Here is a 15781-nt window from a genome sequence, read left to right on the forward strand (position 1 = left end):
GATGACTCGCCATGAAAACGCCGACCTGCCCGGCGAGGGAGAGACAAGATCAATCGAGCGCCGATTGTGAGGCCCCCGTCGTGAAGTATGTCCGTTGGCGCGCGTCCCGCCTCAGTCTCCTGTGCGGGCTCGCGATCCTCGCCGCGGCGCCGGCCCGGGCCGTCGAGACTGCCGCCGTTCCCGACGTGGCCGCCATCGCCCCGGCGGTGACCGTCGTGCCGGCCGAGAGCCGCGAGATCGTCGAGCGGGCCGTCGTCACCGGCACGCTGGTCCCCCGGGACGAGATCCTCGTATCCCCCGAAGTCGAGGGCCTGCGCATCACCGACCTGCTCGTCGAGGAGGGCGACCGCGTCACCAAGGGGCAGGTTCTCGCCAAGCTGTCGCTGGAGATGATCGCCACGCAGGAGGCCTCCAACGCCGCGGCGATCGCCCGGGCCGAAGCGGCCATCGTCCAGGCCCGGAGCCAGATCGTCCAGGCGGAGGCCGCCAACGTCGAGGCGCGTCAGTCCCTGGAACGCGCCCAGGCGCTGGCCAAGACCGGCAACGCCACCGCGGCCGTGCTGGAGCAGCGCGTCTCGGCGGCCCAGGGGGCGGAAGGGCGCCTCGCCGCCGCCAAGGGCGGTCTGCAATCCGCCCAGGCCGACCTCGCCACCGCCCGCGCCGCGGGCTCCGAGATCGCCCTGCGGCGGGCCCGCACCGATATCCGCGCCCCCGAGGCCGGGATCATCAACCGCCGCACCGCCCGGATCGGGGCCACCGCCACCGCGGCGGCCGAGCCGCTGTTCCGGCTGATCGCCCGGGGCGAGATCGAGCTGGAGGGCGAGGTGCCCGAGACGTCCCTGGCGCGCCTCCAGGTCGGCAATCCGGCGAGCCTCGACCTCGACGACGGCCGCCGCCTCGCCGGCACGGTGCGCCGGGTCTATCCGGAGGTCGACCGGGCGACGCGGCTCGGCAAGGTGCGCATCCGCCTCGGCGACGATCCGGCCCTGCGCATCGGCGCCTTCGCCCGCGGCAACGTGGAGATCGCGCGCCGTACGGGCATCGCCGTGCCGGTCTCCAGCCTGCTCTACGCCGCCGACGGCCGCGCCAGCGTCCTCGTGGTGAAGGACGGGCGCGTCGAGGCGCGGCCCGTGACCACGGGCCTCTCCGCCGAGGGCTTCACGGAGATCCGCGCGGGCGTCGCCGCCGGCGAGAGCGTCGTGGCCCGCGCCGGCAGCTTCCTGCGCGACGGCGACCGGGTACGCCCCGTGCCGGCTGCCGCCAGCAGCACGCCGATCGCCGACGCGGCCCCGCGGTAGGACGAGTCGAAGGATCCGGCCATGCGCCTCAACGTCTCCGCCTGGGCGATCCGCAAGCCCCTGCCCTCGGTGGTCCTGTTCCTGGTCCTGATGATCCTCGGGCTGGTGAGCTTCCGCTCGCTGCCGATCACCCGCTTTCCCAACATCGACATCCCGATCGTCTCGGTGACGATCACCCAATCGGGGGCGGCCCCGTCCGAATTGCAGACCCAGGTGACCAAGTGGGTCGAGGATTCGGTCGCCGGCGTGAAGGGCGTCAAGCACATCCTCTCGACGATCACCGAGGGCACCTCCACCACCACGATCGAGTTCCGCCTTGAGGTAAACCAGGATCGGGCGACCAACGACGTCAAGGACGCCATCGCCAAGATCCGGCAGAACCTGCCGCGCACCATCGACGAACCGATCGTCTCCCGCGTGGAGATCGCCGGCCTGCCGATCATGGTCTACGGCGCCTCCGCGCCCGCCATGACCCCCGAGGACCTGTCGTGGTTCGTGGACGACGTGGTCGCCCGCGGCCTGCAGAGCGTGAAGGGCGTCGGCGGCGTCGAGCGGCTCGGCGGCGTCGCACGCGAGATCCGCGTCACCCTCAAGCCCGACCGGCTGCTGGCGCTGGGCATCACCGCCGCGGACGTGAACCGGCAGCTGCGCCTGACCTCGGCCGACATGGCCGGCGGCCGGGCCGAGGTCGGCGGCCAGGAGCAGTCGATCCGGGCGCTCGCCGCCTCGGCGAGCCTCGAGACGCTGGCCAAGACCTCCATCGTCGTGCCGGGCAACCGCAAGGTCCGCCTCGACGAGCTGGCGACCCTGTCCGACACCGCCGAGGAACCCCGCACCTTCGCGCGCTTCAACGGCGAGCCGGTGGTCGCCTTCGCGATCTCCCGGGCGAGCGGCGCCAGCGACGCCGACGTCTCGGTGGGCGTCGCCAAGAAGATCGCGGCGCTCCATGCGGCGAACCCGAACGTGCGGTTCGACCTGATCGACACCAGCGTCGTCAACACGATCGGCAACTACCACTCGGCCATGATGGGCCTGATCGAGGGCGCAGCCCTCGCGGTCGTGGTGGTGCTGCTGTTCCTGCGGGACTGGCGGGCGACGCTGATCGCCGCCGTGGCGCTGCCGCTCTCGGTGCTGCCGACCTTCTGGGTGATGAGCGCACTCGGCTTCTCGCTCAACGCCGTGAGCCTGCTGGCGATCACCCTGGTCACCGGCATCCTGGTGGACGACGCGATCGTGGAGATCGAGAACATCGTCCGGCACATGCGGATGGGGAAGTCGCCCTACCGCGCGTCCCTCGAGGCCGCCGACGAGATCGGGCTCGCGGTCATCGCCATCACGGCGACGATCATCGCGATCTTCTCGCCGGTTTCCTTCATGGGCGGCATCGCCGGCCAGTATTTCAAGCAGTTCGGCCTGACCATCGCGGCGGCGGTGTTCATGTCGCTGCTCGTGGCGCGGCTGATCACGCCGCTGCTCGCCGCCTACTTCCTGCGCGACCACGGGCCGGACCACGAGCGGGACGGCTTCGTGATGCGCGGCTACACCCGCCTCGTCGCCTGGTCGGTCCGGCACAAGTTCATCACGCTGGTGCTCGGCATCGCGTGCTTCGCCGCCTCGATCGCCTCCACGGGCCTGCTGCCCGCGGGCTTCCTGCCGGCGGAGGACCAGGCCCGCACCCTGTTCGTGGTCGAGCTGCCGCCGGGCGCCCGGCTCCCGGACACGGTCCGAGTCACCGACCGCATCGAGGAGAAGATCCGCGCGCTGCCCGAGGTGAAGAGCGTGTTCGTGGACGGCGGCCGCCAGCTGCCGGCCAAGAAGGAGGTGCGGCTCGCGAGCCTGACCATCAACCTCACCCCGAAGAACGCCCGCCACAAGACCCAGAAGCAGGTCGACGCCGAGGTCGCGGCGATCCTGCGGGAGGAGCCCGACCTGCGGTTCTGGGCCCTGCGCGAGGGCGGCCAGCGCGATCTCGCGCTGATCATCGCCGGCCCCGACAAGGCCGTGGTGGCGGAGGTCGCCGCCAAGCTCCAGCGCGAGGCCCAGCGGGTCCCCCACCTCGTCAACGTCATGTCGACGGCGCCGCTCGACCGGACCGAGGTGCGGATCCGGCCGAAGCCCGCGGTGGCGGCCGACCTCGGCGTCAGCACGGACACCATCGCCGAGACGGTGCGGGTCGGCACGATCGGCGACATCGGCATGAACCTCGCCAAGTTCAACGCCACCGACCGGCAGGTGCCGATCCGCGTGCAGCTGCCCGAGCGCCTGCGCGGCCGGCTCTCCGATCTCGAGACCCTGAAGGTGCCGGTCAAGGGCGGGGCCGCCGTGCCGCTCGCCACCGTCGCCGATATCAGCCTCGGCCAGGGCCCGACCGGCATCGACCGCTACGACCGCGCCGTGCGCGTCGCCCTCGAGGGCGACATGCAGGGCACCGATGCGCTCGCCGAGCTGATCACCCAGGTGATGAACCTGCCGACGGCCAAGAACCTGCCGCCGGGGGTGACGATCAGCCAGACTGGCGACGCAGAAGTCATGGGCGAGGTGTTCGAGGGCTTCGCGCTCGCCATGGGCGCCGGCCTGATGATGGTCTTCGGCGTGCTGATCCTGCTGTTCGGCAACTTCCTGCAGCCGCTGACCATCCTGTTCTCGCTGCCGCTCTCCATCGGCGGCGCGATCCTGGCCCTGCTGATCTGCCACATGCCGATCTCGATGCCGGTGGTGATCGGCATCCTGATGCTGATGGGCGTCGTGACCAAGAACGCCATCATGCTGGTGGATTTCGCCGTGGAGCAGATCCGCGCCGGCGTCGACCGGAACGTCGCCATCGTGGATGCGGGCCGCAAACGCGCCCGACCGATCGTGATGACCACCATCGCCATGGCGGCCGGCATGGTGCCGTCGGCGATGGCCTACGGGATCGGCGGCGAGTTCCGCTCGCCCATGGCGGTGGCGGTGATCGGCGGCCTGATCGTCTCGACGGTGCTGTCCCTGGTCTTCGTGCCGGCGATCTTCGTCCTGATGGACGACCTGTCGCGCCTGCTGAAGCGCCTGTTCGGCCGCTTCGTGGGCGAGCGCGACGACCCGGAGGATGCCACGACCTTCGACCCGGCCCATCCGGCCAACGACGGGCATCCGCTGCCGCCGCGGATCGCCGCGGAATAGGCCCCCCGCGGCGCGGTGCATTGCGTCCCGCGCCGCGATGGGCTGTGACTCCCCCCATCGAATCAATGGAGACGCGCTAAACGATGTCGGGTGGTCACGGGGCGATCGAAGGGTCGAACAAGCGCGTGGCGCTGCTGATCTCGGTGCTGGCGCTGTTTCTCGCCTTCAGCGAGACCCTGGGCAAGGCGTCCCAGACGGAGTCGATCGGGGCCAATGTCGAGGCCGCAAACCAATGGGCCTATTTTCAGGCCCGCACCATCCGCTCCACGGTGCTGAAGACCGCCGACGAGGCCCTGGCCCTGCTTCCGCCGGGACCGAACCAGGACGCGATCGCCGCCAAGCGTGCCGAGTGGGCCAAGACCCTGACGCGCTGGGAATCAGAGCCCGCCACCGGCGAGGGGCGCAAGGAGCTGACCGCCAAGGCCCGCGCTTCGGAAGGCCGGCGCGACCTCGCGCTGCTGCGTTACCACCATTACGAATTGGCCTCGGCGGCCTTCCAGATCGGCATCGTGCTGGCATCGGCCGAGGTCATCACCGGCATCACCCTCTTGGTCTTCGCCGGCGGTTTCCTGGGTCTCGCCGGAGCCGCACTCCTCGGCTTCGGCTATCTCGCGCCGCATGCCCTGCCGTTCTTCCACTGAGGAATCGCCCCGCGAGTCAGCGGCGTAACGCCACCCTCGCGTCCGATTGATCGGCCGCGCCCGTCCATGGGCTGGACGCGCGCGCCGGAAGCTGATCGTTTCGGCACATTCCAGGGGGGAATGATGTCAGCTCATTCGGAAGACCAGGGCCGCCTGACGCGGCTCGCCAGCGCGATCTTCCTGCACACCGAGCACGCGATCTACGCGGCGCTCGGTCTCCTGCTCGCCCTCACCGCCATTGTCGCGCTGGTCGATGCCGCGGGGCTCACCTGGGAGGCCATGCGGGCGCTCGGCGGCGCCCAGCAGATCCTGGAGGTGATCGACCGGCTGCTGTTCCTGCTCATGCTGATCGAGATCCTGCACACGGTGCGGGTCTCGATGCGGTCGGGCACCCTGACCTGCGAGCCGTTCCTGATCGTCGGGCTGATCGCCTCGATCCGGCGCGTCCTGGTGATCACGCTGCAATCCTCCGAGATCATGCACGCCAAGGACTGGTCGCCCGAGAAGCAGGCGCTGTTCCAGGCATCGATGATCGAACTCGGCGTGCTGGCGGGGCTGATCCTCACGATGGTCTTCGCGATCTTCCTGCTCCACCGCGCCCGCGACGACGGGCGGCCGGCCGGCGAGGAGAAGCCCGCCGGCGAATCCTGACGCGGCTCACCCGCTCCGGGTCGCTTCGCTCCGCCCGCGATGACGGAGCGAAGGCCGCATGCGCGCTCAGTTCATCCGCAGGATCGCCGCGTTGAGGAGCGTCGCGAAGCCCACCCAGGCGGCGTAGGGCACGAGGAGCCACGCGGCGATCCGGTCGAACCGCCAGGACAGCCGGATGGTCCAGAGCACCATCACGAGCAGCATCGCGACGACAATGAGCCCCGCGCCGATCGCGTGGGCGGTGAAGAAGACGGGCGTCCAGGCGGCGTTGAGCACCAGTTGCACCAGGAAGGCCGCCAGGGCGAGCCACCAGCCCGTGCGGCTCGGTCCGGTGCGCGGCATGGTGCCGAGCAGCCGCCAGAGTGCGATCGCGATCATCGTGTAGAGGATCGTCCACGCGACCGGGAACACCCAATTCGGCGGGTTGAAGACCGGCTTGTTCAGGCCGGCATACCATCCCGGGATCTCGGCCTGGGTCGCTATCGAGCCGACCACCGCGGTGGCCGCCACCGGCAGGATCGCGGCGGCGAGCCGTGGCCAGCGCGACAGAGGCGCCCCCTGGGGGACGTGTATGGCGGCCGTCATGATCGTTCGTCTCCACCGGGCAGGGCTTGCGGGCGTGGCTTGCAGGCGCGGGTGCGGGCGCGGGTTGCGGGCGTGGCTTGCCGGGGCCCACGCGCCGTGGCACGCGGCCGTCTCCATCCGCCGAGAATCGCCAGATGTCACTGCCTAACGCGCCGCAGGGTCCATCGGATAGCCGCAGCGACGCTGCGCCGGGATTCACGCCCCGAACCCTCGCGGCCCAGGCCATGGGCCGGATCGAGCCCGGGACGCGGGCGGTGGTCATGCCGCTGCACGTCTCGACCACCTTCATCCGCGATCCCGACAACGGCTACAGCTCCGGCTACAGCTACGCGCGGCCCGACAACGCCACGGTGCGCGAGGCCGAATCCGTCCTGGCGATGCTGGAGGGTGCGGAGGCCGGCGCGCTGCTGTTCGGCTCCGGAATGGCGGCGGCGACCGCGGTGTTCGGCGCCCTGGAGCCCGGCGACCACGTGGTCGCCGGCACGGTCATGTACTGGGCGCTGAAGCGCTGGCTGCGCGAGGAGGCGCCCCGGCGCGGCCTGACGCTTACCTTCGTGGACACGGCCGATCTGGATGCCCTGCGCGCCGCGGTCGCGCCCGGCCGGACCCGGCTCGTCTGGATCGAGACCCCCGGCAACCCGCTCTGGACGGTCACCGACATCGCCGCCGCCGCCGAGATCGCCCACGCGGCGGGGGCACGGCTCGCCGTCGATTCCACGGCCGCCTCGCCGGTGCACACGCGTCCCCTGGAACGCGGTGCCGACATCGTGATGCACTCGGCCACGAAGATCCTGAACGGCCATTCGGACGTCGTGGCGGGCGTGCTGGCGGGCGCGCGGGCCGACGCGTTCTGGGATCGGATCCGAGGGATCCGGGCCGGCAGCGGCGGTATCCTCGGGCCCTTCGAGGCCTACCTGCTGATGCGCTCGCTCCGGACCCTGCACCTGCGGGCCGCGGCACAATCGGCGGGTGCCCTGCGGCTCGCCGAGCGCCTGAGCGGGCACCCACTCGTGACCCACGTCCTCTATCCGGGACTGCCGGACGATCCCGGGCACGCGATCGCCCGTCGTCAGATGCGGGACGGGTTCGGCTTCATGCTGTCGATCCGGGTGGCCGGCGGCGAGGCCGGCGCCATCGCCACGGCGGCGCGGGTGCGGCTCTGGAAGCGGGCGACCTCCCTCGGCGGCGTCGAGAGCCTCATCGAACACCGCGCCTCGGTGGAGGGCCCGGGCAGCCCCTGCCCGCCGGATCTCCTGCGCCTGTCCACGGGCATCGAGGACACGGAGGACCTGTACGGCGATCTCGACCAGGCTCTGCGCAGCGCCCACGAGGGCTGATTGTCGAGGGTGGTTGGTGCCGAACGGGTTCCTGGCGCGTTGTGCCGGCAGTTCCGACGGCGCACGCCGCCACAGATCGCGAGTCCGACGACATGACGACCCGTTTCCGCGCGATGGTCCCCGGCACCCTCGCGCTGCTCACCCTGGCGCTCGCCCCGCTCCCGGCGCGCGCCGACGCCGTCCCGAATCTCGATGTCGAGCGGACCTGCCAGTCGGCGCAGGTCACCAACACGTCCATCAGCGACAAGGCGAATTACGATGGCTGCCTCCGCTCCGAGCGCGAAGCGCGGAAGGAGGCCGAGCGGCACTGGAGCAGCTATACCCCCGCCGCCAAGCGCCAGTGCGAGGATCAGTTCAAGGCAGGCGGCTATCCGTCCTACGTCGAGATGGTGACCTGCCTGGAACTCGCCTCCGGCACCGTGCCGACGCAGAGCGACGTGGGCGGCCGCGCGGTGGGCGGTCCGGGCTCGCCGCGGGACGTGAAGGTGCAGCGCGAAGGCGCCGCCAGCCTCACCAAGGAGCCGCCCGCGAGCCAGCGCACGGATCCCATGAAGGTGCTGGAGAACAAATAGGCCCGCGCGTCGGAGACCGTCCCGGCCGCGGCGGGCGCCGACGAGCCATTCTCCCGGCGCCGAGGCATAGGACCGAGGCGGCGTGCTAAGGGCGGTCATCCCCGCCTTCCCGCACGCCGCCCGGATCCGTGAACGCCCTCGCCATCATCGCCCCGATCTTCGGGATCGTCCTGATCGGCTGGGCGGCAGCCCTCGCGGGCCTTCTCTCCGACAAGGTGAGCGACGGTCTGTCGGAATACGTCTTCGCCGTCGCCGTCCCGGCCCTGATCATCGCCACGCTGACCAAGCCCGGCATGAGCGGGACCGTCACATGGTCCTACTGGGTCGCGTATTTCGGCGGCGCCGCGATCTCGTGGTTCGTCGGCACGCTGATCGCCCGGCGGCGCGCCGGGATCGAGCGGCGGGGCGCCATCCTGCACGGCTTCGCGGCGAGCCAGTCGAACACGGTGTTCGTCGGCGTGCCGATGATCCTCCAGGCCTATGGCGAGGAGGGCGCCTTCCCGCTGTTCATGCTGCTCGCCGTCCACCTGCCGCTGATGATGGGCAGCGCCACCTTCCTGATCGAATCCGATTCCGGCCTGCCGGTCCTGGCGCGGATCCGGGGGCTCGCCCTGGTGCTGCTGCGCAACCCGATCTTCGTGGCGCTCCTGATCGGCATGGCGATGAAGGGGCTCGGTCTCGCGCCTGTCGGCACCGCCCGATCGCTCATCGACGCCTTCGCGGGCACCGCCTCCACCTGTGCGCTGGTGGCGCTCGGAGCCGGCCTGAAGCGCTACCGGGTGCTGTTCGACCTCAAGGGCGCCCTGGTCATCGCCCTCCTGAAGAACCTCCTGCACCCGCTGGCGGTCTGGATCCTGGCCTTCCACGTCTTCGCGATGCCGGCCGCCTATGCGGGCGTCGCGACCCTGTTCGCCGCCATGCCGGTGGGGATCAACGCCTACCTGCTGGCGGCGCGCTACAAGACCGAAACCGGGATGGTAGCGGCCTCCGTGCTGGTCTCGACCCTGCTGGCGCCGCTCACCACCCTAGCGTGGCTGATGCTCCTCGGCCGGGCATGACGGCGGCGCCCCGGCGTCACCGCGCGCGTTGGACGGGGCGTTTTCCGGGTCTAGGGTAGGCGCAAGCGCGGGTCCGCGAGGCCCGACGCATCCCTGCAGGCGAGGAATTTCGATGAACGCTCCGATGCGCCCTCCGGGCAGCGCCTCCCCGTCGGCCCCGGCCTCGCCCCGCTTCGTTTGGGACGATCCCTTCCTGCTGGAGGATCAGCTCACCGAGGATGAGCGGGCGATCCGCGATGTCGCCCAGAGCTTCGCGCAGGAGCAGCTCCTGCCCGGGATCGTCGAGGCCTACGCGAACGAGACGACCGATCCGGGCCTGTTCCGCAAGATGGGCGAACTGGGCCTCCTCGGCGTCACCCTGCCGGAGGAGTATGGATGCGCCGGCGCGTCCTACGTCGCCTACGGGCTGGTGGCGCGCGCCGTCGAGGCGGTGGATTCCGGCTACCGCTCGATGATGAGCGTGCAATCCTCCCTCGTGATGTACCCGATCCACGCCTACGGCTCGGAGGAGCAGCGCCAGAAGTTCCTGCCGAAGCTCGCCTCGGGGGAATGGATCGGCTGCTTCGGCCTCACGGAGCCCGATGCCGGCTCGGATCCGGCCGGCATGAAGACCAAGGCCGAGAAGATCGACGGCGGCTACCGGCTCACCGGCGCCAAGATGTGGATCTCGAACGCGCCCTTCGCGGACGTGTTCGTGGTCTGGGCGAAGTCCGACGCGCACGAGGGCGCGATCCGCGGTTTCGTCCTCGAGAAGGGCATGAAGGGCCTCTCGGCTCCGACGCTCAAGGGCAAGCTGTCCCTGCGGGCCTCCACCACCGGCGAGATCGTCATGGAGGGCGTCGAGGTCGGCGAGGACGCGCTGCTGCCGAACGTCTCGGGGCTGAAGGGGCCGTTCGGCTGCCTCAACCGGGCGCGCTACGGCATCTCCTGGGGCACGATGGGCGCCGCCGAGGATTGCTGGCACCGCGCCCGCACCTACACGCTGGAGCGCAAGCAGTTCGGTCGCCCCCTGGCGCAGACCCAGCTCGTCCAGAAGAAGCTCGCCGACATGCAGACCGAGATCGCGCTGGGCCTCCAGGCCTCGCTGCGGGTCGGGCGGCTGATGGACGAGGGCAAGATGGCGCCGGAGATGATCTCGCTGGTCAAGCGCAACAATTGCGGCAAGGCGCTGGACATCGCCCGCACCGCTCGGGACATGCACGGCGGCAACGGCATCATGGGCGAGTACCACGTGATGCGCCATGCCCAGAACCTCGAGACGGTGAACACCTACGAGGGCACCCACGACGTCCACGCCCTGATCCTGGGCCGAGCGCAGACGGGGCTGCAGGCGTTCTTCTGAGCCCCGGGGGACGCGCCTGCCAGCCGATCCCGCATCCCGAGGTGCAGCGGAACCGCCTCGAAAGCGGAGCCCAGGGATCGCGGCGCCGTGCGGACTCCGCCTTCGAGGCGTTAGCGGCGATCCGGCGTCTCAGGATGCGGGCGCGGGCGGGATGAGTTCGGCCCGATGGGACGGCGTCACTCCCCGCCCTCCTCCCCGCCCAGCGACCATTCCAGCACCCGGGCGAGGTGATCGTAGGCACCGTACTTGCTGGCGTATTGCGGATAGGGGCGCGCCGTATAGGCGGCCTCGCCGGTCATGAACCGGGCGACCAGACCCCGCAGCCGCTCGGCGTGCTCGGCCACGATCGCCGCGACGGCGCGCTCCTCGCCTCTCGGCGGCTTCACCGGCACCGGCACGAAGGGCTTACGCCCGCCCGAGGCGTGGACGTAGAACAGGTCCGGCGTCACCGTCACGGCCGGCAGATCCGCGAAGGCGCCGTGCATGAGCATCGCGGCCTCCAGGGTGAGCTGCGGCGAGAAGCCGGAGAAGATCTGCTTGGCAGAGGGTGGCGTGCCGGTCTTGTAGTCGACGATGCAGGCAGTGCCGTCCGGGCGCAGCTCGATCCGGTCGGCCCGGGCGCGCAGCGTGAAGGTCTCCCGGCCCATCGGGATCACCCAGCGCCCGGAAACCTCGGGGTGGATCCGGCTCAGCCCGGGCCGGCGCTGCGTCTCCCAGTCGAGATAGGCCGCGGCCATGCGCTCGTAGCGCGGCCACCACTCGGCGTAGAGGTTCGGGTACTCCGCCTCGATCTCCGCGAAGGCGTTCACCGCGAGGTTCAGGAGGCGCTCCGCCGGATCCGGGGGCAGATCCTGCGGATGCCGGCGGGCGAACTCGGCGAAGACCTCGTGCACCAGGGAGCCGCGGGTCGCGACGCTCGGCGCCGCCGCCAGCGGATCGAGAGGGTCGAGCCCGAGCACGTGGCGGGCGAAGATGCTGTAGGGATCGCGCACCAGCGTCTCGATCTCGGTGACGCTGAGGGAGCGCGGAAACAGCGCCGGGTCCGGCTTGGGCGCGGGGCGCTTCAGCCGCGGCTCCGGCGGGGCGGCGTCGAGCCGGGCCGCGAGGCCGTTGAACCGGCGCCCGGCGTCCAGGACCGTCTCCCAGGTTGCGTCGCCCGAGAGCGCGCGCATGCGCTGGATCAGCCGCGACGGCACGGTCGGCGCGCCTTCGCGCTTTAGGGCCCGGGTGATCACCGCGTCCCGGCAGCCCAGCGCCTGCACGAAATCGTGGGCCATCTGCCCGATCCGCCGCTCGGGCGGGTTGAGGCCGACCCGCTCGCGCATCGGCCGGTTGAGGAACGAATCGGTCAGCGTGCGCACCGGCCAGACGCCCTCGTCGAGCCCGCCGAGCACCACCCGGTCGACAGAGAGCAGGCGCGCCTCCAGCAGGCCGAGGATGCGCAGCCGCGGATGCGGCGCCTCGCCCGAGCAGGCGACGGTGCGTTCCCGGGCAAGCGACGTGAAGAAGGTGGCGTAATCGTCGAACCGACCCGGCATCAGGTCGGGCTCGGCCATCTCCAGATCGTCGAACAGGGCGTCGAGGCAGGACAGGGATCCGTCCGGCTCCTCCTCGGGGGCGTCCTCCGGCCCGGCGATCAGCCGGTCACAGGCCTCCCGATGGCGTGCAGCCGTCGCCACGAGGTCGCACGCCCCCGCCCCGTCCGGGCCCGGGAAATCCCGGAACACCAGATCCAGCCGGTCGAGCAGGTCCGCGGCCAAGTCCCAGTCGATATCCTTCAGGCGGCGCTTGGCCCGGGGTCGGCGCTCGGGCGGTCCGGCGCGCTCGGCGGCGAGGGCATGGCGCAGGCCGTCGAAACCCGGGGCCGGAACCGGGCCGCGCAGCAGCCCGATCTCCAGGGCCGCGGCACCCCGGACCACCTCCGCGCGTGGCAGACCAAGATGGACCATCGGGTGCGAGAGCAGCGCGATCAGCCGGGCCGGGATCGTGTCCGCCTGGCTGCGGGCGAGATCGGCGGCGAGTTCCGCGGCGAGCCGGGCGAGCCGCCCGGCCGGGCTTCCGGCCAGGGACAGGCCGGCGGAATCCTCGGCGACGATGCCCCAGCGCAGGAGTTCGACGGCGACCCGGCCGGCGAGCCCCCGGTCGGGCGTGATGAGGGCCACGGTGGCGCCGGGGGTCTGGAGGGTCTCGCGCAGCGCCAACGCCGCGACCAGCGCCTCCTCGCGCTCGTCGGCGGCCTCGGCCAGCGCCAGTCCTTCGAGGCCGCGCCGGGCGACGGTGTCGCGCTCGGCCGGGTCGAGGGCGGCCCAGGCGTCGGTCGTGTCGGCCGGCCGCAGAGCCTGCGACAAGAGCGCGGCCCGCGCAGCCTGGCCGGCGTCGGGCGCGCCGAGGGCGACGATCTCCGCGCGGTCCAGGTTGAGGTTCTCAGGCCCGAGCAGCCGGTGCAGCACCGCCTGCGGGTGGCCGTGCGCGATGACGCGGGAAAAGCCCTCGCCGGTGTCGATGCCGTCCCAGCCGGCCGCGTCGAGGTCGAGGTCGAGCCCGGGCAGCACCACCGCGCCCCGCGGCAGCTTCGCTACGGCGGCGATGAGGCGGGCGGTGGCGGGGACCGAGCCGAGCGAGCCGGCGACGATCACGGGGTCCGGCGTCGCATTGCGCGACAGACGCCGCTCCTCGGCCAGCACGAGGCCGCGGGCGCGGGCGACGGGATCGGCGAGGCCCCGCTCGGACAGAAGCTTCGGCCAGTTCTCGGCGGCGATCTTCACGAAGTCGAGGGTCAGGCCGAAGTAGCGGGAATATTCGGCCTCGACGGCGGCGCCGATCTCCGACCAGGGCAGACCCTCGACGGTGAGGGCGTCCATCAGCCGTTCGAGATCACCGGCGAGGCCGACCGCGTCGGCCGGGGAGGACGGCACGAGGAACGGCACCTCGGCGTCCAGCGGCAGCAGGGTCCGGTCGACGGTCTTGGCCCAGGCCTGGACGAGGCGGGCGAGGATCAGCCGGCGCTCCAGCGGAGGCATCGGCGCGCTCAGGGGATCGGCGTTGGCCTCCAGCAGCGGCTCGGCGGCGAGGTCGAGTTCCGCCTCGTCGGCCTCCCCGAGAGGAATCATCCGCGGCAGTAGGGTGGCCCGACCGGGCGCGTCCCGGCCAAGCCTCTCGGCCAGGATCGCGCCGAGCGCCCGGGCGGCGCGGCGGGTCGGCAGGTAGATCGTGACGGCGGCGAGCGCCAGCGGATCGTCCGCGACCGGCCCGACGAGCCGGCCGGAGAGCAGCGCCTCGGCGAGCGTCGGAAGGAACGGGACGCCGCGGGAGATGGTGAAGACGGCGTGTCGGGCGGGCATGGGCGGGCTTCTACGCCCGCCGAGGCGGCTCGGACAGGGGGCGCGGGGTCGAGATGCGGGGATCGGACGGGTCTCCCACGCGCCCTCCCCCGTCTGCGGGCGACCGGATTCACATCTCAGTCTGGCAGCACGGGCACCGGAGGACGCGCGGGTCCCCTCCCCCACGCGGGAAAGGGGGGGCGCGTCGGGCCCGGTCCGGGCCGATGGGCAAGCACCCTAGCCCCCACGGAAGACGGAGCCGGTCGCGCTCGGCCGAGGGTCCTCAGCCCCGCGCCCCCGCGGCGGCGCCGTAGCCGGCGCGGCGGCCGAACACGACGCCGGAAGTCAGCCCCGAGCCGCCGGGATAGCCGTTGAAGAACACGCCGCCCACCATCTCGCCGCAGGCGTAGAGGCCAGGGATCGCACGGCCGTCCTCGCGCTTCACGCCGCCATCGTCGCCGACCTCGACGCCGCCATAGGTGAAGGTGATGCCGCCGGTGACCGGGTAGGCTTTGAACGGCCCGGTCTCGATCGTCTGGGCCCAGTTCGACTTCGGCAGGGCGAGACCCTTCGTGCCGCGCCCGTCCTTGACGGTCGGGTCGAACGGCACGGTCCCGTCCACGGCGGCGTTGAAATCCGCGATGGTCCTCTTCGCGGCTGCGCGGTCGATGCCGTCGAGCCTGTCGAGGAGCCCGTCCAGGGTATCCGCCTCGACGAAATGCGCGTCGTGGAACCGGTACTCGCTGTAGAGCAGGTGATCGACCTTGGCGTCGAAGATCTGCCAGGCCACGTGGCCGGGCTGCTCCATGATCGCGCGGCCGAACTGGGCATAGGTGTAGTTGCGGAAATCCTTGCCCTCGTCGACGAACCGCTCGCCGTTCGCGTTGAGCATCAGCCCCAGGAAGTAGCAGATCTTCCGGTAGTGCTTGCGCTCGCCGTGCGGCAGGTCGAGGTTGCCGTAATCGGGCGTGTGCAGGTCCATCGGCGTGGCGTGGCAGCCGCCGTAGAAGCCGTGGGCCTTCGCGCCGAGGTCCAGGGCCATCTGGAGCCCGTCGCCCTGGTTGTGCGGCGTGCCGCGCACCCGGGCCTTGTCCCAGCCCTCGCCGATGAAGCGCGTCCGCAGGGCGGCGTTCGACTCGAAGCCGCCGCAGGCGAGCACCACGGCCTTGGCGCGGAAGGCTCCCTGCGGCGTCTCCACGCCGACGACGCGTCCGTCCTCGACGGTCAGCCCGGTGGCCGGGCAGCCGTAGCGGATCGTACCGCCGGCCTCGGTGAAGGCCTCGAGCTCGGTCCGGGCGAGGCCGAAGCCCTCGTCGTGGGTGGCGAGCGTCAGGCCGCCCCAGAATACGAAGCGCCCCTCCTTCTCGAAGGATTGCCGAGAGTAGATCGGCTCGAACTTCACGCCCTGCGTCGCCAGCCAGCGCAGGGCCGCGCCGCTCTCGTCGATCAGGATGCGCTGCTCGCGCGACAGCGGCCGCCCGTCGTTGAAGCCGAGCAGGTCCTTCTCGAACGTCTGCGCCGTATAGGCGCCGAAATCGGTGCGCGGCAGGCGCGGATCCTCGGGGTCGGCCAGCAGCGGGATCAGGTCGTCGTTGCCCGCGTAGACGAAGCGCATGGCGCCCGCCGTGTAGGCGGTGTTGCCGCCGGCGAGATCCTGCTCCGCCTTCTCGATCATCAGCACCGAGGCTCCACGCTCCAGGGCGGCGAGCCCGGCACTCATGGCGGCGTTTCCCGACCCGACCACCACCACGTCCCACTGCGCGTCGCCCGGGCGTTGCATGCCAACCTCCTCTTCGCCGTTCGGCCTCGCAGCATTGT

Annotated in this window: 11 protein-coding genes; 8 read left to right on the plus strand and 3 right to left on the minus strand. The window is 71.5% G+C overall.

All coding sequences use genetic code 11. The features are described from left to right. Positions 1-11: 11 nt before the first annotated feature. The 4 genes from BM396_RS24925 to BM396_RS24940 all read left to right on the plus strand — a co-directional run bounded on the left by BM396_RS24925 (position 12) and on the right by BM396_RS24940 (position 5749). On the plus strand, positions 12-1298 hold the full coding sequence (locus tag BM396_RS24925) for an efflux RND transporter periplasmic adaptor subunit (protein WP_043385574.1): 1287 nt from the start codon (positions 12-14) through the stop codon (positions 1296-1298). A gap of 21 nt (positions 1299-1319) precedes the next feature. After that, the gene (locus BM396_RS24930) at positions 1320-4457 is read left to right on the plus strand and encodes an efflux RND transporter permease subunit (RefSeq protein WP_043385575.1); all 3138 of its coding nucleotides are present in this window, start codon (positions 1320-1322) and stop codon (positions 4455-4457) included. 83 nt (positions 4458-4540) lie between these two features. Next, a complete protein-coding gene (locus tag BM396_RS24935) occupies positions 4541-5098 on the plus strand; it encodes a DUF4337 domain-containing protein (RefSeq protein WP_043385577.1) in 558 nt (185 codons plus the stop codon). 123 nt (positions 5099-5221) lie between these two features. Further along, positions 5222-5749, plus strand: coding sequence for a phosphate-starvation-inducible PsiE family protein (locus tag BM396_RS24940; RefSeq protein WP_043353367.1), 528 nt, complete (start codon positions 5222-5224; stop codon positions 5747-5749). Positions 5750-5815: 66 nt separating this feature from the next. On the opposite strand, the gene BM396_RS24945 is transcribed toward BM396_RS24940, so the two are convergent. Further along, positions 5816-6334: a TspO/MBR family protein gene (locus BM396_RS24945; RefSeq protein ID WP_043385579.1), complete on the minus strand. Its 519-nt coding sequence runs from the start codon at positions 6332-6334 to the stop codon at positions 5816-5818. A gap of 134 nt (positions 6335-6468) precedes the next feature. On the opposite strand from BM396_RS24945, the gene BM396_RS24950 reads away from it, so the two are divergent. The 4 genes from BM396_RS24950 (at position 6469) to BM396_RS24965 (ending at position 10643) form a co-directional block, all read left to right on the plus strand. Beyond that, positions 6469-7671, plus strand: a complete 1203-nt coding sequence (locus BM396_RS24950; RefSeq protein ID WP_043385580.1) for a trans-sulfuration enzyme family protein — start codon at positions 6469-6471, stop codon at positions 7669-7671. 92 nt (positions 7672-7763) lie between these two features. Next, positions 7764-8243: a hypothetical protein gene (locus BM396_RS24955; protein WP_078947130.1), complete on the plus strand. Its 480-nt coding sequence runs from the start codon at positions 7764-7766 to the stop codon at positions 8241-8243. Positions 8244-8371: 128 nt separating this feature from the next. Further along, positions 8372-9301: an AEC family transporter gene (locus tag BM396_RS24960; RefSeq protein WP_043350509.1), complete on the plus strand. Its 930-nt coding sequence runs from the start codon at positions 8372-8374 to the stop codon at positions 9299-9301. 112 nt (positions 9302-9413) lie between these two features. Then, positions 9414-10643 carry an acyl-CoA dehydrogenase gene (locus tag BM396_RS24965; RefSeq protein WP_043385582.1) on the plus strand — a complete coding sequence of 410 codons (1230 nt, stop codon included), beginning with the start codon at positions 9414-9416 and terminating at the stop codon, positions 10641-10643. 176 nt (positions 10644-10819) lie between these two features. Here the strand turns inward: BM396_RS24965 and addB are convergent, their stop codons facing one another. Both addB and tcuA read right to left on the minus strand, forming a co-directional pair. Then, positions 10820-13984: a double-strand break repair protein AddB gene (addB, locus tag BM396_RS24970; protein WP_043385584.1), complete on the minus strand. Its 3165-nt coding sequence runs from the start codon at positions 13982-13984 to the stop codon at positions 10820-10822. Positions 13985-14246: 262 nt separating this feature from the next. Further along, entirely contained in the window at positions 14247-15743 is a 1497-nt protein-coding gene (gene tcuA, locus BM396_RS24975) for an FAD-dependent tricarballylate dehydrogenase TcuA (protein ID WP_043385585.1), read from the minus strand. Positions 15744-15781: the final 38 nt, after the last annotated feature.

This window comes from Methylobacterium sp. UNCCL125 (assembly GCF_900116795.1).
GTDB lineage: Bacteria > Pseudomonadota > Alphaproteobacteria > Rhizobiales > Beijerinckiaceae > Methylobacterium > Methylobacterium fujisawaense.

Excerpts from the sequence above, each read along its gene's own strand:
- BM396_RS24925 (WP_043385574.1), top strand. The coding sequence starts at position 12 with ATGAAAACGCCGACCTGCCCGGCGAGGGAGAGACAAGATCAATCGAGC.
- BM396_RS24930 (WP_043385575.1), top strand. The coding sequence starts at position 1,320 with ATGCGCCTCAACGTCTCCGCCTGGGCGATCCGCAAGCCCCTGCCCTCG.
- BM396_RS24935 (WP_043385577.1), top strand. The coding sequence starts at position 4,541 with ATGTCGGGTGGTCACGGGGCGATCGAAGGGTCGAACAAGCGCGTGGCG.
- BM396_RS24940 (WP_043353367.1), top strand. The coding sequence starts at position 5,222 with ATGTCAGCTCATTCGGAAGACCAGGGCCGCCTGACGCGGCTCGCCAGC.
- BM396_RS24945 (WP_043385579.1), bottom strand. The coding sequence starts at position 6,334 with ATGACGGCCGCCATACACGTCCCCCAGGGGGCGCCTCTGTCGCGCTGG.
- BM396_RS24950 (WP_043385580.1), top strand. The coding sequence starts at position 6,469 with ATGTCACTGCCTAACGCGCCGCAGGGTCCATCGGATAGCCGCAGCGAC.
- BM396_RS24955 (WP_078947130.1), top strand. The coding sequence starts at position 7,764 with ATGACGACCCGTTTCCGCGCGATGGTCCCCGGCACCCTCGCGCTGCTC.
- BM396_RS24965 (WP_043385582.1), top strand. The coding sequence starts at position 9,414 with ATGAACGCTCCGATGCGCCCTCCGGGCAGCGCCTCCCCGTCGGCCCCG.
- addB (WP_043385584.1), bottom strand. The coding sequence starts at position 13,984 with ATGCCCGCCCGACACGCCGTCTTCACCATCTCCCGCGGCGTCCCGTTC.
- tcuA (WP_043385585.1), bottom strand. The coding sequence starts at position 15,743 with ATGCAACGCCCGGGCGACGCGCAGTGGGACGTGGTGGTGGTCGGGTCG.